Raw genomic sequence first — 26,478 nt, forward strand, 5'->3', positions numbered from 1 at the left:
TTTCAAAAAGTACAAAGCGCCTTATTTTATGATGAATTTGAGAGATCTACGAATATTCTTAGTTTCAATTTTAAGAATATAGACTCCCATTTCAAGATTGTATGGTAAAGCTATGCTTGTACTCTTATTATTCGATTTCATTTGCTTAATAAGCATTCCGTTAAGATTATGTATTGAAAGATTCATAGTCTCAAGTTCGTCTTTAGGGAAATCTGCTAAAAGTTCCATAGTTCCTCCAGAATTAACCGGGTTTGGTGCTAAAGCAACATTTAAAGAACTCCTTAACTGAATCGCAGAAGTACAGGTTCTTAAAAATTCTCCATCCTCAGTTTCCATTACCACGTAGTAAGAACTATCAGCGTTCAGTTGATCATCAGCATTATTCCCTGCGGAATAGTATTGACCATTTCCGATTACGGAACCATCTTTATACCAGCGGTAACTCACAAATTTGTACCCGCCGTTGGTCTCAGGATTATTATTAACCAGTAATACATTGTTAAATTTCTGAACTACGATATCCTCGAAATTGAAATTCTTCTCTACTGTAATGTTATAGGTTCTGCTTAAATTTCCATCTTCTGAAGTTACTATTACCGTTTCTCTGTAAATACCAGGAACCGGTGTACTCATCGTGAAGATATTATCGCGATCTATTGTTGCCCCTAGATTATGTTCCAGTTCAATTTGAACCTCATCTTCGGAGTTTCCACAACCAATGAGATAGTAAATATCTTCACTAGGATTGGAATAAGGAGTTCCGTTGATAACCGCATTAACTAATCGAGCTTCACTGCCACTTATCGTAAGCGTTCTTACCACGGAAGCAGCAGCTTCATAATTCTGGTTTCCTGCCTGAGTAGCTGTAATAGTGATTTGCCCTCCACCTAAAACTCTTACAAATCCTCGAGGACCAACTGTAGCAGCAGGATCTTCTGTCTCATAGGTATAAGAATACATTACAGGTAAGCCCGAAGTTGAAGTTGCATCTAATTGTAAATATTCATCTGTTAGTTGATCTAAATCTTCAAGTTCATTGAAAGTGATGCTTTGCGATGCTTTTTCAATTAACATATTCGCAGTTAGCACCAGATCTTCATATCCAGGCTGGCTCACTGTGGCGGTAACCGTGTAAGTACCTGCATTAGTTTTCCCGTTATTGGTATACGTTACCGTAGCAGCTTCGGGAAGACCGGTTACAAAAATACTCTGTTCATTTCCATTATAAACAAAAGGTTCAGTATTCCCTTCAAAAGTTACTCCCGTAATTTCAGCCTTTTCAATTACCAAAGACACTTCTTTTGTAGAGGCAAGGTAATTCTCTGTTTCTGCTGAAGAAATAGTTATAGGATATATTCCTACTTCGATAAAACCTTCTTCAGGAGTATAGGTCAAATCACTTTCTGAATGATTTAGCGCTGCTACAACATTCTTAACCGTTCCGTCATAAGTGAACGTTTGTGTAGCGTCTGCAGTGATCATTGCCTCTGCTTTTAAAATAGTAAGGGTAGCAGTCAATTCAGTATCTGGACAAGTTTCAATTCCTGAAGAAAGATTTGCCGTTACTGTATAAACCCCTGCATTTATAGCCCCGTTTTGTGTTCCAGTTTCAGAAGAAATAGTATAATCAACAGAAGCACCTTCAGGAAGGTTTTTTACTTCCAGTCTATGTTCACTTTCATTATACACAAAATTTGCGTCATCAAAAGTTACCTCATTTAACGGTGACGGTTCTACAATCACGTTTTGCGTTTGCATAGCGGTATTTCCGTTTCCATCATCAAAATTCCAGGTAATAGTATAAGATCCTGGTTCGTTATAAGTCAGCGGATCTAAAGTTGTCGCAGTCAATACTCCGCAATTATCTGTAGCTGTTGGGGCAGTAATCCTTCCGGTTAGAACTTCACATTTTACTATTACATCTTGAAGTTCAGCAACATCAGGAACAGGAGCTACATTGTCTTCTACTATTACCGTAGCGGTTGCTGAGGATTCATTCCCATTTACGTCAATTACCGCTAGGGTAACTGTTACAGGATTATCGACATCTACACAACTAAATTCAGTGACATCCAAACTCATCGTATCGATCTCACAATTATCGGAAGAACCGTTATCGATATCTTCCGGTGTAATTGAAGCCACTCCATTAGCATCAAGCTGAACCGTGATAGGTTGAGTTTCTACTATAGGAGCTACGTTGTCTTCTACTATTACCGTAGCGGTTGATGAAGATTCATTCCCATTTACATCAATTACCGTTAAAGTAACCGTTACAGGATTATCGACATCAGCACAGTCAAAGCTGGTAATATCCAAACTCATCGTATCGATCTCACAATTATCGGAAGAACCCTTATCGATATCTTCAGGAGTAATTGAAGCTACTCCGTTTGCATCAAGCTGAACCGTGATAGGTTGAGTTTCCACTACAGGAGCTACATTGTCTTCTACCATTACCGTAGCAGTTGCTGAAGATTCATTGCCATTTACGTCAATTACCGTTAAGGTAACAGTTACAGGATTATCTACATCAGCACAGCTAAATTCTGTGATATCCAAACTCATCGTGTCGATCTCACAGTTATCTAAAGAGCCGTTATCAATATCTTCAGGAGTAATTGAAGCTACTCCGTTTGCATCAAGCTGAACCGTGATAGATTGAGTTTCCACTACAGGGGCTACATTGTCTTCTACTGTTACCGTAGCGCTAGCTGAAGATTCGTTTCCATTTACATCAATTACCGTTAAGGTAACAGCTACGGGATTATCTACATCAGCACAGCTAAATTCTGTGATATCCAAACTTATCGTATCAATCTCACAATTATCGGAAGAACCGTTATCGATATCTTCTGGGGTAATTGAAGCCACTCCATTAGCATCAAGCTGAACCGTGATAGATTGAGTTTCCACTATAGGAGCTACATTATCTTCTACGGTTACCAAAGCAGTTGCTGAAGATTCATTCCCATTAACATCGGTAGCTGTTAGCGTTACTATATTTTCACCTATATTTTCACAAGTAAAATCAGTAATATCCAAACCAAGACTTTCAATACCACAGGTATCGTTTGACCCATTATCGATCATATCTGGGGTAATAGAAGCCATTCCAAGCTCATCCAGTTGAACCGTAATATTTTGAGTCAATACTTCAGCAGCGATATTATCTTCTACAGTAACAACTGCAGTGGCTGAAGATTCATTGCCATTAACATCGGTAGCGCTTAGAGTTACTGTATTCTCACCTATATTTTCACAGGTAAAATCAGTAATATCCAAACCAAGACTTTCAATACCACAAGCGTCGTTAGATCCATTATCGATCATTTCTGGAGTAATGGTAGCCATTCCCAATTCATCCAATTGAACTGTAATATCTTGAGTCAATACTTCGGCAGCGATATTGTCTTCTACTGTTACTATTGCAGTAGCAGTAGCGGAATTCCCGTTTTGATCGGTAACTGTAAGTGTTACCTGATTTTGCTTTAAAATACCTTCAACAAAATTCTCTTCATTAGAACCAACGAGAGTTCCATTGTTATTTCCTTCTTCATCGTTTATATCTGTACCATTTTTATCATCAAAAGTATAACTGCTTACCACTCCATTTAAAGGGGCCAGACTTGCCTTATCCTCTTCAACTTCTAACTCGTTTAATGCTCTATCATAAATTCTAACCTCATCTATTTGCCCATCAAAATTTTCTCTGAAACTAGCTCCGTTATTTACCGTTTCCCTCCCCACGAATAATTTGCTACTTGTGGTATTTATATTGGGCTTAGGGAATGATTCAGACTCTCCATTTGCGTATAGCGTAACCAATCCGTTTTTAAAGGTAATCGCAATGTAAGTCCATGTGTCATTAGGAATATCCAGGTTCGAAATGTAATCATCACAACCTCCCCAGAAAACAAGTTTATTATTTTCATTCATTCCCAGTCCAAACATTTTACTGGTACAATCACCATTTCCTTGCTGTACTAAACATCCCCAACAAAAATCAGAAACATCGGGGTTGACCCATAAACTAATGGTTCTTTCCTGAGTACCTACAGGAATATTAGCTGTTGCATCTGTAGAAAAATAGGAGTTATTTTCACTGATAAAATCGATAGCCGAAGGATTATTCGATTCAATATTTTCACAATTAAATTCAGTCTTATCTAAACTAAAGCTAAGAGCATCAGGGTTAGTACAGTTGTCACTACTTCCATTGTTGATCATTTCCGGAGTAATAAAAGCCATCCCATTTTCATCTAATTGAACAGTTATGTCTTTAGCAATTGCCGTGGGAGCAGTATTGTCTTCTACAGTTACTGTTGCAGCAGTAGAAGATTCATTACCGTTCACATCGGTCACCGTTAGCGTTACGGTATTTTCACCAACATCTTCGCAGGTAAAATCGTAAGCATCTGCGGAAATAGAAGCGATTTCACAATTATCAAATGATGCATTATTTATACTTAATAAGGTATTAATTGGTGCGTACTTAAAACTTACGGATGATGAATATCCAGAAGTTTGATTTACAGACATTCCAACAATGGCCTGACCAGCAGGAGCAAATTTAGTAGTGGTCACGAAGTTTGATGTTCCTGTTCCAGAACCACTTATAGCCCCTAAAACAGTATTTTCAGTACTATTGAGTCTTCCTCTGGCTACTTCTTTTAAAGACTTTCCATATCCCTGAACACTCACGTGAGTTCTGGAGGATTGCTGATGTTGATAATCTCCATCTATAACCTGGAATCCAACCAGGACTTCATTATCATTTAAAACTTTAGTGTTTCCTAAACTGGTTTGAGAGCCACTGAAACAGGTTTCAATTATTTCTGTTCCCAGGCTACCATCTGCCAATACTTCTTTACACATCAATCTGAAATCATCTAAAATCCAACCTGAAGAGCCTTCATAACCAACGGCCACATAACCTTCTGGACAATCACAATCTACAGCAGCAGTTGTACTAGCGCTATTTTGAGGCTCAAGCTGACCGGCAACAGGTCCTACAGTATAATCACCGGTGATTGAAGCCTGTCCATTCTCATCTAAATATACGGTCACATCCTGAGTATTAACGGTAGGTGGCATCAAATCTTCGACGGTTACCGTAGCAGTAGCCTTAGAGATATTACCATTATTATCTTCTACTGTAAGAGTTACATTGTTTTCTCCAATATTATCACAGTTAAAATCTACCACGTCAAGCCTAAGTTCAGCAATCCCACAAATATCATTCGAGCCATTGTCTATCATATCTGCAGTGATCGAAGCTATGCCATTCCCATCAAGCTGAACGGTGATATCCTGAGTTTTGGCTATAGGAACTATCTTATCTTCTACAGTAACGGTTGCCTGGGCCTCAGAAATATTTCCATTCTTATCAGTAACTGTTAAAGTAATGGCGTTAGCGCCAACATTTGAACAATCGAAGTCGTAGACATCAAGGGCCATGCTGTCAATTCCGCAGGCATCAGAAGAACCATTATTGATTTGAGCAGCAGTAATTGAAGCCGCGCCATTCTCATCAAGCTGAACGGCGATATCTTGGGCTATGGCATTTGGTGCCGTTTTATCTTCAACTGTTACTGTTGCTGTAGCAGCAGATTTATTTCCATTAACATCGGTTACGACCAGATTAACTGTATTATCGCCTAACTCATTACAGGTGAAAGTCATCCCTGTGTTTGGGTTTTCATAACTTACTACCACATAAAGTCTTTTATAAGTACCTCCACATGGATCTCCAAATACAGTGTTAGTAGCAGGAATAGTAAAAGTATTCTCGCCTAAAGCGTAATCTTCCACTATTGATTTTGAATTTGTGGCATGACAAGAACCAATAGTATAATCTCCATTACTACCACTGGGAGTTCCATAACTTGCAAAATCTACAGATGTCACTACTTTCCCTTCAGGAAGCGTAATTGTTAGATTCTGGCCTTCATCAACTTGTGCATATACCGTAGTATTTTCCTTAAATGCTAAGCTTGCAATTTCACAATTATCCTTAGACCCATTGTTAACATCTCCTGGTTCAACTACAATTTTCCCATTTTCATCTAATTGAACAGTTATGTCTTTAGCAATTGCCGTGGGAGCAGTATTGTCTTCTACCGTTACAGTAGCGGTACAAGTATCTTTAACACCATCTGAATCGGTTATTGTTAATTCTACCGTATTCTCTCCTATATTAGAACAATCAAAAGTTTCTTTATCTATTGATAAAATAAATCCTGCTTTATCATCACTTGATCCACCATCTACATCATTTGGAGAAATAGTAACATTGCCAGAAGTATCCAATTGCGCAGTAAATGCTTTACATACTGCAACCGGGGCTTGATTAGTAGCTTTAAGCTTAGTATCTGTCACCGCAGCTCCCTCATTTAAAGCTGCATCGGTTAGTGTTACAGATAAAGTGATTGTTCCATCTTCAAGACCACTAAGGTCTATCCCTGTAACTTGATCTGTTGCCGCAGTAATAGTACCTGAACCAGTCACGTTAGTTCCGCCGTTATCACTGCTAAAGGTATAATTATAGGTAGATCCTACTTCTGCACCTACAAAAGTAAAACTAACACCTGTTTGGTTATTTTCATCAATTTCAGACTGATCTATACTTACCGAATAACCTGTAGGGGCCTCCACATCATTAACGGTAACATCAAAACTACAGGTAGATGTATTTCCGCTTGCATCAGTTACTTTAAAAGTGTTAGTGGTAGTTCCTATTGGAAATTCGCTCCCAGTAGGAAGACCAGCTGTTTGAATTACTCCTGAACTAACTTCAAGAATATATGGCCTTGATATAGAAGCGGGCAAATCATTCCAATTTCCACCGGAATATAATTCTGTATAATCTTCATTATTACTATTATTCGGTTCGCCAGGCGCCCAATTAGTATAGGTTACAGCTTCTCCATTAACCCAAGCAAACTGTCCTTCTACTTCTTTATCAGTAAGACCAATAATTACAGATGGTACACTTATAACCGAGTTTATAAAACTGTTTTCGGATGCATCATTTATAGTCACCACATTTCCGCCATTAGACTCAGCATCGGAGAATGCTGCTTCCGGGGTGAATGAATTATCGGAAATATAATAGTATTTACCATTAAAAACCCCTAAGGAGGTGAAATTTGCTTTTGCCGGTTGCGGTATATCACAATTATCTGTTGCTACAGGGGTACTAAAAGTAACAGTAGTTCCCGCATCATTGTCAATCTCAATATCAGTAGGACAAGTAATTGAAGGCGGAGTATTATCTCCCGCATTTACTGTTATTGTAGCGCAGGTTCCTGAAGTTTCATCTACGCAGCCTGTACCATCTTCTCCACGAACATAATAGGTAGTATCCCCGTTTGGCGGAGTTACTTCAAAAGAAGTACCAGCCGTACTACCCACCTCGATACCTCCGCAAGAGCCTGTATAAATAACCCACTCTGTAGCATCGTTCAGATTACCACTTATATTGATTGTGGTAGAAGTTCCTGGGCATATATTATTTTCGGAAAGGCTTAGACTTGGCGTATCGGGAGATGAGCAAGGAGGGGGTCCAATAACATTAAATGTCACACTCCAACCTGCATTTGCGGCTATATTGACTACACTAGCTGCCGCATAAGTTCCTGGCTGATTAAAGAAATTGGCTGAATTAATAGTTCCTGAAAAATTTGGACCAAATTGAGCAAAAGCTTCTTGATTAGGACCAAATGCAAAGAAACCAGCGCTTATATTAGCATTATTTTGAATAGAATATTCAATAGATGTGATCTCCATTCCAGAAGGAAGTTGAATTTGCCAATTATCCTGGCCATCACCTGGCGTATTTACAGAACCTGAAAAAGTATTTGCTCCTTCTGCAAGTACATAAGTAAATGCTGAATTCGTAGTTGGTGAATTAGGAAAATCAGTGCCTTCGCTCTGGGCAAAACCAGCGAAGGTAATACTCATTAAAAGCGAAAAGAGCACGAACCGTAATAACGGGTATTTTCTTCTTTGGAATAAGTTGCTAAAGTAATTGTGTTTCATTTAGAATGGTTTGGTTAGTAGATAGATTTTAGATTTAAAATTGGGCAACCAAAGCAAAAGCTTCCAAATTCTGACCTTTCTATTTCATAGAAATTTTTAAGAGATAAAATCTCTGGATAAGTAGAATTGGAATATAAATGCAATAGAAACTCTTAATTTTTCCTTAAAACGCATCAAATATAACTATTCCAAAAAGATATAAAACACTGAAATTTAGGGGGTTTTACCCCTTTCAAATCTCAAATATGAGGCAACAATCTCTTTAACAATTCTTTAGCACTACACGGTATTAATTAGAGACGTTAATTTTTCGACAAAATGCAGCATTTTTTCGTTAAATTACATCGTCGTAAAAGTTTACTCGCTCATTATCTGACAAATAAAATTAACACGTTGAATTGGCACTTGAGTAATAAAAAAATAATTTCTGTATTAAGATATTGCGTTTATATTTTAGTAATCCTATAATCATACAGACGCTAAATTTCAGTTGCTCTAGAGTTATTTTGATTACGTAACGACGAAAGTAGGAAAGAAGCAGATGCGCTAAGAATAAATGTCGTGAACGGTTACTTTTTTGTCGTGAATGGAAATTTTTAATAAAAATGAAAGAGAATTCTTACATTTTCCGAACATAAGACAATTGTGTTTTTGATCACAAATCTACTGTTGGCATTCAATTCATAAACGCTATAAAAAATAAAAACCTTTCAGCGAACTGAAAGGTTTTAAAATTAATCCGAAAGCATATTATGCTTAACACCTATGTATTTCTATCCCCAAATGAAAATACATCACCAACATGCATAATCGAATTAATCCCCAAATCATATCATTAAGAAGTTTATAGCTCTATTTTATGAACTATGCTACTAAACTTATCTTTTAGTGATTTTTCGTGGTTGTTATAATTAATTAAACTTACTTGCTCCTCTAAAAGAGCCTTCTCTCTCCAGCTGAGAGAGTTCGGTAATTCATTAGCTTGCCCCATTTTATCAAGATTCATTCATAATCAGAGATCATATTCTCTACTCACTCAATAGATGCGAAGTGCTTCGCTACATCTTCCAACTTGACTTCGAGCAGTGTGCTTAACAGTAACTTTCGAATATCCTAAGTACTTATCTTATCAAAACGTATGATGGTTGAATATCCCCGATTTACGGTCAAAAGTAGAAAAGAAGAAGGAGGCCCTAAAAAAAATGTCGTGAACAGCCCCGTTTTTGTCGTGAACGGTTATTTTTATAGAAAATAAAGGCATTTCCTACATTCTTTAAACCTGAAAAATTAATAATAACTAAATTCAACAGCGTTAATCATCTACTCACTTACCTGTTAAACTCCCAAGTATTTCGCTATATTTTTTAAAATTTAAGTTGGGCTTAGCTTTAGAATAAGAAAAGAATACACAGAATTTTTTTGCGGTATTTATGGCTTTTTAAATTAGCGATTAATCGTTATAATAAAACATTTTTCAGTTCAAGTGAACCCAGTTTATTTATAAATGCTTCAGAAAAACTGTTTTATCAAATAATTTTATATTTTTCTTAAAAAAACTATACTGCTTCTTTACATTTGATCTAATATTCTTTAAATCAAAATTTGAAAAAATTATTTTCATTATTCCTTTTACTTTTCTCAGTTACACTTTGGTGTCAGGAAGATAATTCTCTACTGGTTAATAAAAACACCTTTTCATTTAGAGACGGTTATTTAATCTCCCGTCCCTTCCACTCTATCTACGATACAACAGGCTGGCTGTGGATTGTGGGGCAGAACAAGCTTTCGAACGAATATATTTTAGGAGAGCAAGAAATAATTATCCAACGTTTTGATGGGGCTCATTTCTTCACGCTAAAATTACCGGATACCTCTAATAAAAAAATTAGAGAAGGCCACTTTATTAAAAAGACGGCCAACGGCCTTTATTTAAAACTATATTACCAGGCAGAACGGGCTGATATATTTTTTCTCAACACAGAGACCTTAGAGATCAAAGCTGTCAAAGAATATAACGACTTAAACAAAAACTATTTAAATTCTAAAGCTTTTACTGGAGCAGATACAAACCATATTGTGCTTACGTCAAACGAAAAATTTTATAGTGCCATCCTTGATAATTTGAGTTTAAGGTTTATTGATTCTACACCCTTTACAAGACCAGTTGCTCAACCGGTTTTAGCTGATCCAATAACAATGGATGACTTTACACTGATTAAATTACAAACTGAAAAAGAGGGAGTTCTTTTAAATACAGAGGGAAAGTTCATAAAAAAAATAGCGGAAAGTGATTTTGAAACCACAAATGGAATTAATTTTTATCCGACGGTCATACGCACCCCTTTTAAAGTCAGTGATGCTTTTTACACCTATGTGGATAACTATAAGAACGCGTTTAAATTCAATAAAGAATTTAACAAATTCGTAGAAGTACCTAATACTGATGGCATTCTTCGCAAAAATGAAGAATTGCAGTTTACGTCAGATTTTAATTATGCTTTTTCAACAGAGATTATGGGTGACTATACAGCAATGGAGTTGTATCGCCTTAAAGATTTTCAAAAGGAGTTACTTACTAAAATTAAAGTAAAGAATTTTTCAGAATTCGCTTACAATGAGTTTACAAAAGACCTGGTAGTTCTCAACGAAAACACCTTAGAATCCTATTCTTTTATAAAAGGTAAAATCAAAACTTTTTTAAAAAATAAAAGCGTCCGATCAATTAAAAAACTGAAGGAAAACAAGTATGTCATAGCAACAGATACAGAGGGATTTTATAAGATAGACGTAAAGGAAAACACAGAAGAACGAATAAAAATTCTATCAGATACTACCGAGCTAAACATTAATTATTCCAGGGATATTTTCAATGGAAAAGACAACAATCTTATAATTGCGGAATCTAATAATCTATACACCCTGAATTCAAATTATGAGATAGTTCAGGATAAAACGATAAAAATACATAGTGGAGAAATTGTAAAACTAAAAGACACTCTGTTTACGGCAGATCCAAGCGGTGGCATTTATAAATACAACCTTAAAGAACATAGTTATATTAAAATTGCAAAAACAGACACTGTACAAGTAAAGGAATTTGCTACAGATGGTTCAAGACTCTATGCAAACACCATACAGGGAATTTTTGAATACGAGAATGGCAGCTTTAATATCTATGAATTTGAAAATGTAGAAACACATGATTTGTTGTCTATAAACTACCTGAATGATTACGGCATTCTGCTTTCTACAAAATTTGGTGAAATTTATACATTTGATACAGCAACTAAAAAATTAAACCTGCTTTACGAAGATGAATTAAACGCTTCCATATTTGGTATGGTTGCAGATGATACAGGTACTTTATGGTTAAATACGTATGCAGGAATTGTTTCTTTCGATCCATCTTCTGAACAAATTATTAGATATACTACCAAAGATGGAGTTTATGAGCTTAAAGGTAATAGTTTCAGCACCTTTAAAGATGAGCAGGATGGCAGTATTTTAATGGGGAGTTATAAAGGTCTTAGCTATTTTAAGCCCGAAGAATTGGTTGAAAAAAATCTCAATATTCAACCTCAATTTACGTCAATTTCATTTTTCAATTCAGATAAGGGTCAATGGATGATTAATACCTCCCCCGACTTTTTAAAGAAGACCAGCGAGATTGTATTGCCTTCAGAATACAGAAGATTTTCAGCAACAATATCTGTTTTAGGGCAGACAAACCCTCAAGATATTAAGTACCGATTTCGTTTATTGAATTACGAAAGTGATAAACAATGGTTTACCACCTTTCCTGGAAAAGAACTACTATATGCAAATCTGGCAGCAGGAACGTATGTATTACAAGTTGAAGCTTATAATATTTCTAAACAAAAATTAGGAGAAAGGATTGCTCTTAAAATAATTTCGGAAGAAGTTTTTTATAGAACCTGGTGGTTTGCTTTATTACTCTTTCTTTCTGCTTCCTTCACTATTCTGTATTTGTTTTATCAGTATAAAATAAAACAGGAGCTATTTGCTAAAAATGAAATTGCCTTAAATGATGCCAAAACTAAAAATACTATGATGTTAGAAATCCATCATAGGATTAAAAATAATCTTCAAATTGTTTCCGGACTACTTGGCCTGCAGATGGCAAAAAGCACTAATAAGGAATTAAAAGCAAAATTGCAGGATAGCCAAAGTAGGATCGAATCCATAGCCGGTATTCATAACCTGTTATATAATTCAAACAATCAGGATCTTATTTCTGTTAGAGAGAATATAGAAAAAAGTGTTGCTTACTACAAAAAGCTTTTTCCTATTAATGCAAGGTACCGTTTAGACATAGACGGTTCCATATTAAGCATCAAACAAGCCACCCCTTTTGCTCTTTTACTGAATGAATTAATAAATAACTCAAATAAACATGCTTTCCAGGAAACAGAGCATCCGGAAATTTTTATAAAATTTGAAAAGCGGGATAACAAGTATGTATTTGTATATTTTGACAATGGTAGTTTTAAAAAACAAGAGAGCCAGAAAGAGTCTATGGGTATGAAAATAATAGAAATGATGAACAAGCAATTAAAAGGAGATTTAAAGATCGAAAACGCTACTAATTTTAAATTAACTTTACTTTTTCCCACAAATGAATAGCATAAAAATATATATTTTAGAAGACGAAATAATAACCCAGGAGCTTCTAAAACAGACGTTGGAGGATCTAGGTTTTACAATTTGCGGAATGGCAACAAATGCAGAAACTGCGCTTGGCGAGATTGCCTTTTTAAAACCAGACATTGCTATTTTAGATATTAGAGTAGAAGGTCCCCAGTCCGGGATATGGCTGGGAAATCAGTTAGATATTCCCCTCATCTATTTAACGGCTTTTAATGATGTTGACACCATAAAGAAAGCAATTGCTACAACACCGACCAGTTATTTGGTGAAACCTCTTAATAATAAGGATCTATATATTGCGGTTGAATTGGCTGTAAGTAAAATAAAAAATAAGTCGCAAATCATTGTAAAGGATAAAGACAAAAAAATTATCCTTTCTGAAGAGCAGATTTTATTTGCCAAAAAAGAGGATCAATATCTAATATTACATTTAAAGGATTCTGAAAAATTAGTAAGGTCCAGTATTAAAGATTTTTTGGATCAGATGAATTCTCCATCATTTTTACAGGTACATCGTTCTTATGTAATTAATAAAGATTGTGTCACTGCATTTAATAATAAAGAAATCATCATTAATAACAGCAGGATTCCACTATCAAAAAGCTATGCTAAAGAAATTTTAGAAGAAATTTCTTAACCTTTTTGTAGTCCTATATTAATTTGGACATTAAAGACTTTTGGTAGAGCAAAATAAACTTTTTGGCCAAAGTTTGGTATGTTTAGTCCGATTGGCCGTTTAACTATTTTTGGTACAAAAATGCACCAAAGCTTGTTCAAGGCTAAGGTATAACTTGTCTCCTACCTGTTTCCTACTAGTCCATTTTTTGGAGTAGTTCTTCTTATATAGATTAACTACAATTTTTGCCTTGTTCCCAATCATTAGGCTTGATCCATTACAATTCTGTACCTATTCTGTACCCATTGAAAAAAGAAAGGCCTCACATTTCTGTGAAGCCTTGTCTTTTCTAGTAGCGGGAACTGGACTCGAACCAGTGACCTTCGGGTTATGAGTTTTCAACCCTCACCCTTCAAAAGCGCCTAAAACACCTGTTTTTCAATGATTTATGATTGGTGTAATTTTTTTTAATATTAAAAAATAAGGCTTGAAACTAATAAATGTTGTACCTATGTTGTACCCATAATTTACTATATTTATAATTCAATGTATTTATTATGGCAACCATTAGAGCAGTTTTACGTAAAAAAAAGAACTCAGAAAATAAATTTCCGATAGCAATTAGGATCACAAAAGACAGAAAAAGTACGTTTCTGGGTACCGGTCAATATATTGAAGAAAAATACTGGGATAAAACAAATAGGTGTGTGAGGAAAAAACATCCTAATGCCAATTACATCAACAATTTTATTATATCGAAAATTGCCGAAGCAAATAAGAAAGTTCTCGAAGCTGAAAGCAGTGAAGAATACCAAAACGTTAGATCCATAAAAAGGAAAATCACACAGAATAAAAAAGTCGATTTTTTTGAAATTGCAGATAAGCATCTGGAAAATTTAAAAAACAGGAATCGACATCATCAATATGATACTGAGGTAGGTCGCTTAAAAAAGCTAAAAAAATTTATAGAGAAAAACGAATTAGGTTTTAATGAGATAACTGTTTCACTTCTTAAAAAATTTGAAGCCTATTTACTTCATAATAAAAAGCGTTCACCGCGTACGGTAGTGAACTATCTGATTTTAATACGAACTATTTACAATCTTGCCATATCTGAATCTTTAGTTGACAGAGGTATGTATCCCTTCGGAAAAGGAAAAATTCAGATCAAAATTCCAGAAACCCAGAAAATTGGTTTAAACCTTAAAGAGATACAACGCCTGGAAAATGCCGCCGATCTGACAGAACCTCAGCAAAAAGCCGTGCATGTATGGCTTATCAGTTTTTATTTTGCCGGGATCAGGGTAGGTGATGTATTAAAATTAAAATGGTCAGATTTTAATGATGGAAGGTTAATGTACCGAATGAACAAAAACAGTAAATTGGTAACCCTTAAAACACCAGAAAAGGCTGAGGCTATATTCAAACAGTATCGAAAGAAAGATTCCCTACAGGATTTAATTTTTGATTATCTCAAAGACACAGACCTATCAGATACCCATAGAGTTTCTATTAGAACCCAAAGTGTAAACAGAAACCTAAACCGGCTCCTAAAAAGGGTGGCATCAAAACTAAAGATCAAGAAAAAAATGAGCATGCACATTGCGCGGCACAGCTTTGGGAATATTTCTGGGGATAAAATCCCAATTCAAATGCTGCAAAAGCTTTACCGTCATTCATCGGTGACTACCACCATAAATTATCAAGCGAATTTTATTCATAAGGAAGCTGATGATGCATTGGATAGTGTAATCAATTTTTAAATTTAGGTGATGGCAATTACCTAAATTTTTTGAAAGGTGCCGGTGACCTCAGTAGTATCTTTCCATTTCCAAGAATATCTTCTGCAAATACAGATGCGGGAGAGATTAATTTCAGGGTTATTAAAGATATATTCAGTAATGGATTAACAGAAAATCTGCTAATTATGTCCGTCAATTTTTTTAAATATTTCTGGCATTGACTCTTCATCAATTGCTTTCATATCTATTAATTTCAGAGATTTTACCATTCTCTGGGTATTGGTTTTATAATATTGAAAATGCGGTGCTTCCAAATGAGACTCGTATGCTTTTTTATCAGCATAAATTTCTAAAATCCTTATTTGGTTAGGGTTTTCCGTTTGATACATGGGGAAAATTGAAACGACCCCGGGCTCCACCCTAACAGAGGCCTCAGCTTCTTCTTTCAAAATTTCCTTATATTCCTCTATGTACTCAGGATAAATTTCTAATTCTGCTATTCTGATGAGCATTTCCTTAGAGCTGAAGGCATCTTTACTTACATTATTTTCTTTGCAAGATGAAAAACATAGTATGATTGTTAAGAAAGCAAGCTGGATTTTTAATGACTTCATAACTCCCATTTTTATTTATTATATCTCCCTTAGATTTCTATATTCTCACTGGTTAAAAACCAATTTAGAAAAAATTAAGTTTCCCAGCTTGTAATATACAGTTATTTAAAAGTCCTTTATATTTGAATTCAAGTTGAAGATAGCGGTTAAGGAGTGGCCAACACCTTGCAGATGATGGGGGCGACTTGCGGCTGATAAAGACGGCGTTATCTAATATTAATCTGCAAATAAGTCCCGTATGAGGCGGGGCTTATTTTATCCAGCGCTGAGGCGAGAGTTTCTAGCATATTATATATCTTACCAAGGTACATAAGTGAACCACCCGGAAAAGGAAATTCAGTAATTAAAACTTTACACGATTCTTTATGGTTTTTCAAGTGTTAGGCAAGATTTTATTGCTCTGGTTCTCTCGGCCTTTTTAGTGAAGACTATAATGTATATCTCCCTTCATAATTTTTGGTATGTTTGTGACCTCTGAGCTGCTATAAATAATTGATACTAAAAATTTGCATATACATTCGTCCGTACCACCAACAGGAAGGCTTACTTCCTAGTATCATTCTTTTTCATTCGCAAGTCAGTTATTTTCCACAATTGATAGTCCATTTTATACATAGATTTAAATGCTAAACATATTTCCGAAATCATTTTACTGAAATCCTCGTCAGGCTTCCATTTAACTTTGAAGTTTCCAATATCTATGTCATTATGTTTTTCTGTATGCGATAAAAAGAATTTTCTAAACATTAAGAACAATGTATCTTTGTAAGTATGAAATAATTCAGGATATTTTCTTTGCACATCGATTGAGAAAAATGAATTTTCCTCATACTCAAATCCACTGAATTTTTTTAGCTTAAAAAGTTCTAGCCAAAAAGAATCGCTCATATTTTTCAGGTTATCAGCATGAAGAAATGATGTTGTTAAGTAAATCCCTTCTAAATCAGTTGCTAAATAATAAGTGCCGCCAGTCTTTTTTGATTCAATTATTAATGATGGTCCATATAAATTCACGTACATTTTACTTGTATCAAAGTCATCTTTAAAATTTCCATATTCTATAGCCAAATCAGCAATTTCCCCAAGTATGCCAGAAGTTTCGTAAGTCAAATTTGTTAACTCTTCCTCACTTTGGTTCTCCATATCAAATAAAGAGTTCCTTTGCCGGTTCAAAACTTCAATCCAGCGGTCGAAATTCTTAAAATCACCTTTAATTATATTATTTAATCGATTATTCATTGAATATTAAATTGGTTAGGAGTAATTAATATTAGTGCGTTAATAAACTTAACATCCTGTCATTTACTGACTCAAGTTGGTTGGATTGAATGCGAATACCAAATATGCTCCGTTTACCGTTATTATAATTCCTAATAATATGGGACATTAAGTTCATCTTTTAGAGAAAGAATTTCATCTTCTATTTCTCGAATTTCTTTTCTAAGAATATTGATATTTTCCTTACGTTTATCGCATTCTTCTTCTAAGGTTGCAATTTTTTCAAGTTTAGAATTGTGATTATCAATTAAAAATTTATTCCTCTCAATTTCCTCAAATAAATATTGCTGATAACCCTCTACATAGCTACCATATTCATCCTCGGACAAATATTCCCACTTTTTACTTTTTTTTGAAATAAGATATTTCTTCAATGTCTCAAATGAAAAATTGAAATAAAAATTATCAAGGAAATCTACGAGGTCTATAGACAAAGTAGGCTTTTTGATTCGTGATAATTTTTTCTTCTTATCATCATCTATAGAGTTCGAAAAGAATGGTTCAATAAAATACTCTTTATCACCAACGGTCGCTACAATGTCAATTCTAACCTTCCCCAGCTCGGTATTATACTCCTTTTCGGTTTCTATTCCTTCTATTGCTAAATTTTTACTATCAGTTAGATTTGCTGTATCCGTCCGAGCCAGTGTTTTTAGAAGTTATGGATTCTGGTCATTTCTAGTAGAGATATATTCCCCATCATTCCCTTCCTTATCTATCCCTGCCATCTATAAAACTCTACTGGGTTTCAAAGCTCTGAATAAAGCTAAGAATACCTAAAAGGATTATTCCTTTGTTCTCCCGATCCATATTGATTAGTACTGGTCTGTTATTATATCTGAAGAGCACAGCTGTCCACAAGGATTTAGATTGGAGATTCTGCAATGTATCTGTATAAATCTTTTCTCTGGATTCTTCGGGTTCTCCTTCACTATAATCAAGCATATGCTTATTACCCCTTTGAAGCTTTTCGAACTGGGCCTGGGTCACTTTCCTTTTGGGAAGATTTTCGTTTGATCCAAAATACTCCCATATTAAAAAATAAATTTTCATTATTTCTTCCAACTCCTGCGGGGAAACATCTGCTCTGTAACCTAGAAGAACGGTTAGGAAGAAAGGTTGATGTTTAAATATTTCCTCACAAATCCTATTTACATACTGCGCATCTAAAGTGTCTATTTTTCTGATCAGACCGGCTAATTCAGAAGTTTCACTATTGTCCTTTTCATTATAAGTCACTTTCTTCATAATTATATTTTAGTATAGGATTCTTGTGGTATCTCTCAAGGGAAGCTTGCTAAGCTTTTTGATAGCCGGGCAATAACTCCTCCAGTTTTTGGATGCTATGATTAGGTATTCTTTGCAGAGTATCCTCTAACCACTGTTGGGGATTCACACCCTGCATTTTACAACTCCCAAAGAAGGAATATAACATAGCCGCATTTTGCGCAGCCTTGTGAGAGCCTGCAAACAAGAAATTTTTTCGGCCGAGAGCCAATGGACGAATAGCATTCTCAATAAGGTTGTTATCCAATTCGATCCTGCCATCTTCAAAGATCACCTCGAACTTAGGATATTGATTTATAAAATACGTCATGGCTTTCCCCATCGCACTTTTAGGTAACACCTTAAACTGTTCTTCCTGGATCCAGGTTTTGATCTGTTGCAGTAGCGGCAGCACCTTTTGTAATCTTAGTTCCTTTCGCATCTCTGCATCCCCGGCTGCTGCTTCTTTGATCGCTCGTTCCTCCCTATAAATTTCACTAAATATCGCTAGTGCTTTTTCTGCCCTTGCTTGATCCTGGTCCCGGGCATCCACAAATTTTCGCCTGGCATGCACCAGGCAACCGGCCATAGTAATATCCGGATCTAACCCGATTTTATCATATACCGTGTAACCATCGCATTGAACGTACCCTTTATACCCATCAAGGAGTTCCTTGGGACCATGTTGCCCGCGTCCTTTGCGGTAATTAAAGAGCACCAGTTTTTGCAAGGGGTCGTGATAGACCCATTGATAGCCTTGATGTGTGCTGCCTTTTTTATCACTATCCAGCACCTTTATCGGGTCGAGTAGACAAGGGGAATTTCACCCCAAGTCTCTCACAGCACCGTACGTGATAGTCTCCCATCATACGGCGCTTCCAGATTAACGGTACAATTAGTAAGGTTTTATATCTAAGACAGGTTTCCAATGCTCAAACAATTGTGGGTTAGTCTTGTACACATTTTTTAGCCATTTTCGAGCTTGCACTCTACTGCGCTTTCTGTACCTCCTAATCCATCTAACTATTTTCCTGTTTAACCAATACCATAGTCCACGGGTTGTCCATTTCGAATACTTGCAAAAATATTGATACCAGCCCCTTATCATAGGGTTGATTATCTGTGCCAGTTCTTGGATGGATCCCCGAAACTTTCTATTGACAACCTTCTTAAGTCTTCGCCTTGCTTCTTTCTTTGAGGCGTGGCTCATTACTGGAAAGTAAGTCAGTTTCCAACCATTTTTGGTTGGTCGTCTGAGGGGGCGGAACGTGTAACCGAGAAAATCAAAACTTGTATTCTTGTGACTTTCGCTGTGCACGTGATTCTTGCAATACACAATGTGAGTTTTCTCACTATTGAGTTCCAACTTACAAGCTTTCATCCGTTTAGAAACAGCCTCTCTAATGAAATATGCTTGTTTCTCTGATGTGCAATGTATGATGGCATCGTCGCAATATCGTTCGAAAGGCATATTGGAGTGATGGATTTGCATCCATTTATCGAATGCAAAGTGAAGAAATATATTGGCAAGTAGCGGACTAATGACGCCGCCTTGAGGAGTACCTTTTATTCTATCGGTGATTTCACCTTCTCTGGATACTCCTGTTTTCAACCACCTTCCAATATACATCAACACCCATTTCTCTTTTGTATACCTTTCTACTGCCTTCATCAGTAGGGTATGGTCAATGTTATCAAAGAATCCACGAATATCAAGGTCTACCACCCAACTGTAATAACCACATCTGGACACTGTTTTCTCCAGTGCCTGATGCGCACTTTTCCTGGGTCTGTATCCATAACTATTCTGATGAAAACTGCTTTCCACCTTGGGTTCTAAGTAACTTTTAATCACCTGTTGCGCAATGCGATCCGATACCGTAGGAATTCCGAGACTGCGAAAGCCTCCTGTTTTCTTGGTTATACGAACTTCCTTTACAACAGGCGGAAAATAACTGCCTGAGGTCATACGGTTCCAGATTTTATACAAATTTCCAGAGAGGTTCTCCCTAAAATTCTGTAAACTCTGTCCATCGACTCCGGCACTGCCCTTTTTGGACTTTACTTTCTTGTACGCATCCAATACCATTTTCTTGGTTATTGGATGTTGTTTTGTTTCATAATAATCAATCATCCTTCTTTCAAAGTTGTGTCTTACATAAAACTAATCTGGCTAAGCCCTTCCCTCCATCTCCATTACAGAGACTTCTGCAGTACTACGGCTTAGTCCGCCTCTGTACAGTTCATTGGTTTTCTGCCTCACGGGGTTTCCGCTTGTGCATTTCCCTTACCATCCCTGTACAAATTCCCTTGTTCCGTTAGATCGCCTATTTCAGTGTCCTGCCACCTCTGTACCGCCTGTCACTTAGTCAACTTCAGGTTACTGCCACTAAGTTTTATTCTCGGAGAAGAAACACAATTCTCCGATTTCGACAGAATCTGGCGATATCGGTACTTTAACTTAACCAGTGATTCACTTTCGTTCAGCTCACTGAAATTCACCTGACGAGTATTCTCTCGCCTTTTCCTTGTCGCTCAGCACCTCATTCTTTCGAAATAAAGCACCACAAGGTGGTTTGTAGGGTCTGTCTGTCAACCCCTACGGTGGGTCTACCACCATCAATCTAACAGCCTGCGGCATTACTTTAGGCCGCTTCAAGGCACACACTTTCATCCGCCTGGATGTACCCGTCTTCAAGGATTTTTTGCTTCAAGGTATTATAAAGAGGTTCCAACAGCTGGCAACAACTCGCCATCCAGTCACTTAAAGTACTGGAGGCCGGTTCCCACCCAAACTCTCGTTTAAAGCGCTGGATCTGACGATAGAATGGCAGGTGATCAATATATTTACTCACCAGGATATAGGCCAGTAAGCAGGCCTCGGCAATAGATTTTTCGATAGGACGCGTGGGTAGTGGTGCGATTAGTACCCCTTGCTGGTCTTTCCTGGCATATTTAGGACGAATGGTACGTCTTTTAACCAGGCTGGCCGGGGTATATTCCAGGGTTTCACTAACTTCCTCGCCAATTTTTTTCAGCGTGCTTACATCTTCTTCTGGTTCAAGAATGACTTCCCGCACCGGAAGGTGTTCCGGCAAACTACCACGTCCCGGGTGTTTTTGTTTTTCCCGGGTATAGGTGATCGTTTCTTTAGGTGCAGCTATTTGCCCCGGTTCATCTTGTTTTTCAGAAAAAAGCGATAGTTGCTGTTCCAGGATTTCTGGGATAAAACGTTCCGATTTAAAACCCTGGATCAGTTTATAGAGCTGCCCGAGTTGCACTTCCAAAGCGGAAATTTTCTCCTTAAAGAATTCATTGGACTCTCGAAGTTGCTCGTTTTCTTTTTGTAGCTCCTGGTAGGTCATCGGGTAGCTAAAATACAACCCTTGTTAAAAATATACCAGCATTTATTGGGCTTTTTTATAGCGTTTTCTCCGGGTAATATTAGTGATGGCTACCCCGTCTATGAGCATTACCAGTTGGGTGTAATCCAGCTGGAGTCCTCCCACGGATGCATCGTAATCGGGCAACTCAAAAGTACCACGCTCCAGGCGTTTATAATATAACACAAAGCCCCCGGACTGCCAGTGCAGCAACTTGACTTTATTGCGCGCTTTATTGATAAAGATATAGACCGAACCATCCTGGGGACTATGACCTAATTCTCCAAGCACCAAACCACATAGCCCGTCAAAACTCTTACGCATATCGGTACCAGGAAGATATAACTGGTAATTCAGGGAACTGCTTAAGGCAAACATTACAGGGGAATTTCAATTTCTACGCCATTACCTAAACGGATGTGCATACTCCTGGAGGATGTCGGTGTGGTAGAAGGGTCGGCCGATAAGGAAACAAAATTGCTTTTAGCGGGTTTTGTAACTTGCTCCCTGGGAAATTTCTGGATCCAATAGGATAGCTTGCCTTTGCTGATTCCATGGGCACGGGCAAAAGCGGATTGATTTTGATCTGATTCATAAAAGCTGGTGACCAGCTTACGCATTTCTGAGGTAGAAGATCGAGTCATTTTTAAGTATATTTAGACTGCTAAATTATAACCTACACGGTTCTCAGAAAAGATGCACTTAGACGGACGCATACGATTTGCTTTTAATCCTTTTTTAAATTCTCCCTGAAATGAGTAAGGTATATTTGTATCTAGTATCGCATTAAAATCGAGTTGAAATTTTTGCCTATGTTTTTCGGGAAGGTCATCAATTAAGAGTTCAGGTATATCCAATTCTCCAATTTGTTTAAAAACCTCTTTTGTTAACCAGTGTATATAAGACTCTAAATTGCCGGAGCACTCAGTATTGGGTTTATGTCTGAAATGTGGATTTCGGTGATTAATAATAGCTATAAAATTATCCTTACACACAGGACAAATTAATTTCAACCTATTATCCTTCGTAACCTTCTCTATTGGAACATTTTTTTTGTTGGCTTGGTTAAATGCAACGGGATATTTTATGCTGTATTTATACAAGTAGTACTTTTATTCTTAGAACTTATTTATTTTTCTTATAAACGGCAAGGACTACTTTTCCTAAAGGGGTGGTATAATATTTTTGTAGCTTGCTTGTTGGCTTGTCCTTAATTGTTCTTCCTAGAAGTTTATTTTCAAACAATGATTCAATATGGGTTTTAAAATTTTTTGTTTGGTTTGAAATATTCAAATTATCCTCCAAAATTTCTTCAGTTGGGTTTACATTTTCCGGAAAAAAGCCCTCCAAATTATGTTTGTTAATTAATTCCACCAATTTATTATAATCTACATCTTGGTTACCATCATAGTTACTGTCTTGGTTACCTGCAAAAACATTAAAACACGGCAAATTCAAACTTAACTAACTATTAAATATTCGAGGGGTATACATACTCCTGAATAAATTTTTTAGCAACCTATATTTATAAATTCAAAAAATACTTATCTACCCAAAGCGGCACTTCTTCAGTTTGAAAAGTAACTTTCTTGCCCTGATAAACATCGAGTATTAATTTCGAGGTATTTTCACTATTATCAAAAATAAATGACCGGTAAGAATTTTCTATTGCTTCCGGCAGTAGCTCAAGACTTCTGTAATATCGTTGTTCTGTTTTCTCGGGAGGCACATTATGACCACCGCTCTTCACACGCTCTTCAACCCTCGCTTTATTAATTTCTACATTCTCTGTACATATAAAATATAAGTAGTTCTTATAACCTAATTCCTTGGCTTTCTTAAGTGTTTCTATTTTAGAAGGATGTGACATTACCGTTTCAAATGTAATTTTTTGACCAGCCTGAATTAATTCGGTTCTTAAAAAATCCGTAAGAATTGAAGCCTCATAAGAATGTGTGGCATTATTAGGGTTAGATATTATACCATTTTGGCAATTAAGGTCTATGTTATAACCCTGGGAAGAAGCTTTCTGGAAAAGAGAATGATTTTGAAGAAATTTATTAAATTTTAGTCCGTGGGATTCACTAAGATTAAATGCCTTTAAGGACAACTGGTTCCGGTTGCGCAAGAGATACTCAATCTCATCGGCATTAAGATAAATACCCAGACTAAATTGCGAACGTATTTTATTAAAAATGGTACTTTTTCCGGAGCCATTAGGGCCTGCAAACATTCGCAATCTTTTGCTGGCCATAATAAATTAAGGTATGGTAATTGTCTTTCCTTTTTGTACTGACTTTCGAGGTGCTAAGGTTTGAATAACTTCAAAACTTCCATCCTTTTGTTTGCGAATCACTTTACCATCTTCTACTTCGATAATACTCTCTGAAATCGCTACAGCCTTATGATAAGCCTCATTTGTAGCACTAGCAGCAATCGCTCCTATAAAGGAAAGATCTCTATCATCTTCCAACACTTTAAATCTCCTATTTTTTACGCCAGGTTTTAAAGCTGCCTTTCTTAATTTGTATTTTCTATTATTTTCCATTTGCACTAAGAAACTAAGTTATAAACTTACTATTTTTCGGGGATTTATGCAAACAAACTACTTTTGTAAGCTAAAAATTCTAGTGATTTAGATTAGAAGGGATTTACTAGCTTAAGCACTTTTTCTCTGGTTTCTAAAAATTACACTTTTTACACAATACCCGTTTTTTCCGATGAACCGACTTAAGTTGGCAGTAGTTTTTTATCTCATAATTGATGGTGTGTAATCAACCTTTTCAAGGTCAAATTCCCAGTATTTTCCAAAATTTTCTTTTTTTTCGGTCAAATTTCTTAGTAAATCTCTAAATAACTTTTTTTCTTCTTTATTTCTTTCTAATTCACTTGGTAAATCCGTCATTACGAATTGTTGATATCCCTTTTTAGTGATTTTTATTTCATCTAAATGAAATGTATTTAGCATAGCTTATAAGAATCTATATCTTCCATTTCGAGTATCATAGTCATCTGAACTTACTATTACTTGTCCATTCTGTTTTCGAAAAAAGTTAAGTTTCATCGGTTTCCCATATGATAATCTAGAATTCCAAATGTTGAAGGTTTTTCTGAAGAATGATTAAATTCGCTTAATAAATAATCACATTCTTGATCCGATATTCCATCAACGATTTCTCGATGAGATTTTCGAGTATTATATTCTGCCTTCCCCAATCCAATTGGTTCAGAGTGTGCTAATAATGTCCTTATAAGTAGTTTTTTATCAATATCTGTTATGTCAAATTCCATATATTTTTTGCTATTTATTTTCTTGTGAAAAATATAATCCAGATTCTACAATTTTATTAATATCTGATGATGAATTAGCATTATTTACTTCTATGGATAAATCACTTAACGCTTTCTCGTTAATCTTATCCAAATGATTATTTTTTATAATTAATTCAATAGCTTTTATTAATCTACCTTTTATCTCAGATAATTGTTTCTCTCTATTTGGTAGGAATGTATGTTTGATTCCATTTTCACAATTTATCAAATTAATCAATTCACTCTTACTTGCTCTACTTACTCTTCTATTGAATCGAAAACCTCTCTTGAGAAAATTTTCGTATTTCATAGCATTAACTTCATTCTGAGGTCTGCCAATTTTTCCCATTAATTATTTGATTTTAAAATTCAACTATTTAATAATAAAGAATGACAAAAATTACCGCCAATGGTCTCGGTTATCGCATGTTGGCGGAGTAACTGATTTGTCGGCTTAGTATAGGTTTGTTTGTCAAGTTAATTATTTTCTTTCTAACGGTACCGGATATTTGCGATGAACCGCTCTGTTGTAAGTATTTATTGTAGTAAAATAATTGTTCCGGGCATCAAAGCATTTAATTTTTCTGCATTTTCTAGAGTTACATTTGTTCCCTTAGCAGCAACCTCTTGTAAATTATGGTTTTCTTTTAATGGTAATAGATCGTTAATCGAAGTATTATTAATATTAATTTTTACAAGGCTCTTTAATTCGGCTAACTTATTTAAATCCCTAATATTAGTTGAATACGCGTAAATAGTACGAAGATTTTCAAGTTTTCTTATTGCATCTAAATTTTTAATTTCAGTCCGAAATATTGATAGATATTTTAGATTTTTAAGATTTTCTAATCCATTTAGTGAATCAATATCAGTATTACTTGCATTTAAAAAATTCAATTTTTTAAGTTCTTCAATTCCGTTTAAATTAGATATATGTGTATTATGAATATCCAGATGTTCCAAATTTTTGAATTTTGAAATATTTAAAAGAGAATTTAACGCTGAGTTTTTAGCATCTAAAAACTTTACACTTTCTAAAGTTGGCATAGTTTCTAAATTACAGCACCTCATACCATTTAAAAATAACCTTTCAATTCTCAAAAAGTTTTCCAATGGTTTAAAATCAGTTATCAAAAGGCTCGTATCAAAATTAAAAAAACAATCTTTGATTTCTTTTAGTTCATCAATGAACTTTTTTAGTTCAAATTTGTTGTATTGTTTAATTTCATCTAGTACTGAATTGAAGTCTTTTATTCTCCCACTGGTAAAAAACCTATATTCATAATTGTGATTATAAAGCATAATAATTTTCCAATCGTAGCTTAGTTTTTTCCACCATATTATGTCTGAATCTAGATTCAATAATTCTTCGAAATTAAAATCAAGTCCATTTTGGCTAAATATCTCATTTATTTCCTTCCGGGAATAAGATTTTTCTTCTTTCATCTAAAATGAATTCTTTATGGAAATTTAAATATAAAATTTTTTATTGAAGGATAATCTGCTCGTTTTTAATACTCGCACGGTTGTGAGAGTTAAGACAAAAATACAAAATC

The 26,478-nt window shown here is 35.6% G+C and carries 21 protein-coding genes; 3 read left to right on the forward strand and 18 right to left on the reverse strand.

The window, feature by feature from the left end; genetic code table 11:
* Positions 1-21 precede the first annotated feature (21 nt).
* Positions 22-8,043 carry a LamG-like jellyroll fold domain-containing protein gene (locus APB85_RS15490; RefSeq protein WP_083482212.1) on the reverse strand — a complete coding sequence of 2,674 codons (8,022 nt, stop codon included), beginning with the start codon at positions 8,041-8,043 and terminating at the stop codon, positions 22-24.
* Positions 8,044-9,645: 1,602 nt separating this feature from the next.
* Between APB85_RS15490 and APB85_RS15495 the strand changes: the two genes are divergently transcribed.
* From APB85_RS15495 to APB85_RS15505, 3 genes are all read left to right on the forward strand, one after another.
* Positions 9,646-12,687: a histidine kinase dimerization/phosphoacceptor domain -containing protein gene (locus APB85_RS15495; RefSeq protein ID WP_057482305.1), complete on the forward strand. Its 3,042-nt coding sequence runs from the start codon at positions 9,646-9,648 to the stop codon at positions 12,685-12,687.
* The gene (locus APB85_RS15500; protein WP_057482306.1) at positions 12,680-13,348 is read left to right on the forward strand and encodes a LytR/AlgR family response regulator transcription factor; all 669 of its coding nucleotides are present in this window, start codon (positions 12,680-12,682) and stop codon (positions 13,346-13,348) included. Before APB85_RS15495 ends, APB85_RS15500 begins: the two co-directional genes overlap by 8 nt.
* Before the next feature lie 536 nt (positions 13,349-13,884).
* Positions 13,885-15,090 (forward strand): site-specific integrase, encoded by a 1,206-nt coding sequence (locus APB85_RS15505; protein WP_013073363.1) that lies wholly within the window; start codon positions 13,885-13,887, stop codon positions 15,088-15,090.
* A gap of 158 nt (positions 15,091-15,248) precedes the next feature.
* Here the strand turns inward: APB85_RS15505 and APB85_RS15510 are convergent, their stop codons facing one another.
* The 17 genes from APB85_RS15510 to APB85_RS15590 all read right to left on the reverse strand — a co-directional run bounded on the left by APB85_RS15510 (position 15,249) and on the right by APB85_RS15590 (position 26,368).
* The gene (locus APB85_RS15510) at positions 15,249-15,683 is read right to left on the reverse strand and encodes a putative quinol monooxygenase (RefSeq protein WP_041580114.1); all 435 of its coding nucleotides are present in this window, start codon (positions 15,681-15,683) and stop codon (positions 15,249-15,251) included.
* 543 nt (positions 15,684-16,226) lie between these two features.
* Positions 16,227-16,922, reverse strand: a complete 696-nt coding sequence (locus APB85_RS15515) for a hypothetical protein (protein WP_013073366.1) — start codon at positions 16,920-16,922, stop codon at positions 16,227-16,229.
* 131 nt (positions 16,923-17,053) lie between these two features.
* Positions 17,054-17,395, reverse strand: a complete 342-nt coding sequence (locus APB85_RS15520; protein ID WP_103294480.1) for a hypothetical protein — start codon at positions 17,393-17,395, stop codon at positions 17,054-17,056.
* 304 nt (positions 17,396-17,699) lie between these two features.
* Positions 17,700-18,209, reverse strand: coding sequence for a hypothetical protein (locus APB85_RS15525; RefSeq protein WP_013073368.1), 510 nt, complete (start codon positions 18,207-18,209; stop codon positions 17,700-17,702).
* A 49-nt stretch (positions 18,210-18,258) separates the two neighbouring features.
* On the reverse strand, positions 18,259-19,020 hold the full coding sequence (gene tnpC / locus APB85_RS15530) for an IS66 family transposase (RefSeq protein WP_013073369.1): 762 nt from the start codon (positions 19,018-19,020) through the stop codon (positions 18,259-18,261).
* Between the two features lie 102 nt (positions 19,021-19,122).
* Complete coding sequence (ltrA, locus tag APB85_RS15535; RefSeq protein WP_013073370.1) at positions 19,123-20,361, reverse strand: group II intron reverse transcriptase/maturase; 1,239 nt, start codon at positions 20,359-20,361, stop codon at positions 19,123-19,125.
* Between the two features lie 511 nt (positions 20,362-20,872).
* The gene (locus tag APB85_RS15540; protein ID WP_013073371.1) at positions 20,873-21,592 is read right to left on the reverse strand and encodes an IS66 family transposase; all 720 of its coding nucleotides are present in this window, start codon (positions 21,590-21,592) and stop codon (positions 20,873-20,875) included.
* 42 nt (positions 21,593-21,634) lie between these two features.
* Positions 21,635-21,988, reverse strand: coding sequence for an IS66 family insertion sequence element accessory protein TnpB (tnpB, locus tag APB85_RS15545; protein ID WP_013073372.1), 354 nt, complete (start codon positions 21,986-21,988; stop codon positions 21,635-21,637).
* Complete coding sequence (tnpA, locus tag APB85_RS15550; protein WP_013073373.1) at positions 21,988-22,254, reverse strand: IS66 family insertion sequence element accessory protein TnpA; 267 nt, start codon at positions 22,252-22,254, stop codon at positions 21,988-21,990. Before tnpA ends, tnpB begins: the two co-directional genes overlap by 1 nt.
* A 12-nt stretch (positions 22,255-22,266) precedes the next feature.
* Positions 22,267-22,713, reverse strand: a complete 447-nt coding sequence (locus tag APB85_RS15555) for a competence protein CoiA family protein (RefSeq protein ID WP_041579123.1) — start codon at positions 22,711-22,713, stop codon at positions 22,267-22,269.
* Between the two features lie 22 nt (positions 22,714-22,735).
* On the reverse strand, positions 22,736-23,062 hold the full coding sequence (locus APB85_RS15560; RefSeq protein WP_041579125.1) for a hypothetical protein: 327 nt from the start codon (positions 23,060-23,062) through the stop codon (positions 22,736-22,738).
* Positions 23,063-23,135: 73 nt separating this feature from the next.
* Positions 23,136-23,864, reverse strand: coding sequence for a zeta toxin family protein (locus APB85_RS15565; protein WP_013073376.1), 729 nt, complete (start codon positions 23,862-23,864; stop codon positions 23,136-23,138).
* Between the two features lie 6 nt (positions 23,865-23,870).
* Entirely contained in the window at positions 23,871-24,158 is a 288-nt protein-coding gene (locus APB85_RS15570; RefSeq protein WP_013073377.1) for a hypothetical protein, read from the reverse strand.
* A gap of 201 nt (positions 24,159-24,359) precedes the next feature.
* A complete protein-coding gene (locus APB85_RS15575) occupies positions 24,360-24,578 on the reverse strand; it encodes a hypothetical protein (RefSeq protein ID WP_013073378.1) in 219 nt (72 codons plus the stop codon).
* 92 nt (positions 24,579-24,670) lie between these two features.
* Positions 24,671-24,901 carry a hypothetical protein gene (locus tag APB85_RS15580; protein ID WP_057482307.1) on the reverse strand — a complete coding sequence of 77 codons (231 nt, stop codon included), beginning with the start codon at positions 24,899-24,901 and terminating at the stop codon, positions 24,671-24,673.
* A 10-nt stretch (positions 24,902-24,911) separates the two neighbouring features.
* On the reverse strand, positions 24,912-25,271 hold the full coding sequence (locus APB85_RS15585) for a hypothetical protein (RefSeq protein ID WP_057482308.1): 360 nt from the start codon (positions 25,269-25,271) through the stop codon (positions 24,912-24,914).
* A 188-nt stretch (positions 25,272-25,459) separates the two neighbouring features.
* Complete coding sequence (locus tag APB85_RS15590) at positions 25,460-26,368, reverse strand: leucine-rich repeat domain-containing protein (protein ID WP_057482309.1); 909 nt, start codon at positions 26,366-26,368, stop codon at positions 25,460-25,462.
* Positions 26,369-26,478: the final 110 nt, after the last annotated feature.

Source organism: Salegentibacter mishustinae (assembly GCF_002900095.1).
Lineage (GTDB): Bacteria > Bacteroidota > Bacteroidia > Flavobacteriales > Flavobacteriaceae > Salegentibacter > Salegentibacter mishustinae.

Excerpts from the sequence above, each read along its gene's own strand:
- APB85_RS15490 (WP_083482212.1), bottom strand. The coding sequence starts at position 8,043 with ATGAAACACAATTACTTTAGCAACTTATTCCAAAGAAGAAAATACCCG.
- APB85_RS15500 (WP_057482306.1), top strand. The coding sequence starts at position 12,680 with ATGAATAGCATAAAAATATATATTTTAGAAGACGAAATAATAACCCAG.
- APB85_RS15505 (WP_013073363.1), top strand. The coding sequence starts at position 13,885 with ATGGCAACCATTAGAGCAGTTTTACGTAAAAAAAAGAACTCAGAAAAT.
- APB85_RS15510 (WP_041580114.1), bottom strand. The coding sequence starts at position 15,683 with ATGAAGTCATTAAAAATCCAGCTTGCTTTCTTAACAATCATACTATGT.
- APB85_RS15515 (WP_013073366.1), bottom strand. The coding sequence starts at position 16,922 with ATGAATAATCGATTAAATAATATAATTAAAGGTGATTTTAAGAATTTC.
- APB85_RS15525 (WP_013073368.1), bottom strand. The coding sequence starts at position 18,209 with ATGAAGAAAGTGACTTATAATGAAAAGGACAATAGTGAAACTTCTGAA.
- ltrA (WP_013073370.1), bottom strand. The coding sequence starts at position 20,361 with ATGATTGATTATTATGAAACAAAACAACATCCAATAACCAAGAAAATG.
- APB85_RS15540 (WP_013073371.1), bottom strand. The coding sequence starts at position 21,592 with ATGACCTACCAGGAGCTACAAAAAGAAAACGAGCAACTTCGAGAGTCC.
- tnpB (WP_013073372.1), bottom strand. The coding sequence starts at position 21,988 with ATGTTTGCCTTAAGCAGTTCCCTGAATTACCAGTTATATCTTCCTGGT.
- tnpA (WP_013073373.1), bottom strand. The coding sequence starts at position 22,254 with ATGACTCGATCTTCTACCTCAGAAATGCGTAAGCTGGTCACCAGCTTT.
- APB85_RS15565 (WP_013073376.1), bottom strand. The coding sequence starts at position 23,864 with ATGGCCAGCAAAAGATTGCGAATGTTTGCAGGCCCTAATGGCTCCGGA.
- APB85_RS15570 (WP_013073377.1), bottom strand. The coding sequence starts at position 24,158 with ATGGAAAATAATAGAAAATACAAATTAAGAAAGGCAGCTTTAAAACCT.
- APB85_RS15575 (WP_013073378.1), bottom strand. The coding sequence starts at position 24,578 with ATGCTAAATACATTTCATTTAGATGAAATAAAAATCACTAAAAAGGGA.
- APB85_RS15580 (WP_057482307.1), bottom strand. The coding sequence starts at position 24,901 with ATGGAATTTGACATAACAGATATTGATAAAAAACTACTTATAAGGACA.
- APB85_RS15585 (WP_057482308.1), bottom strand. The coding sequence starts at position 25,271 with ATGGGAAAAATTGGCAGACCTCAGAATGAAGTTAATGCTATGAAATAC.
- APB85_RS15590 (WP_057482309.1), bottom strand. The coding sequence starts at position 26,368 with ATGAAAGAAGAAAAATCTTATTCCCGGAAGGAAATAAATGAGATATTT.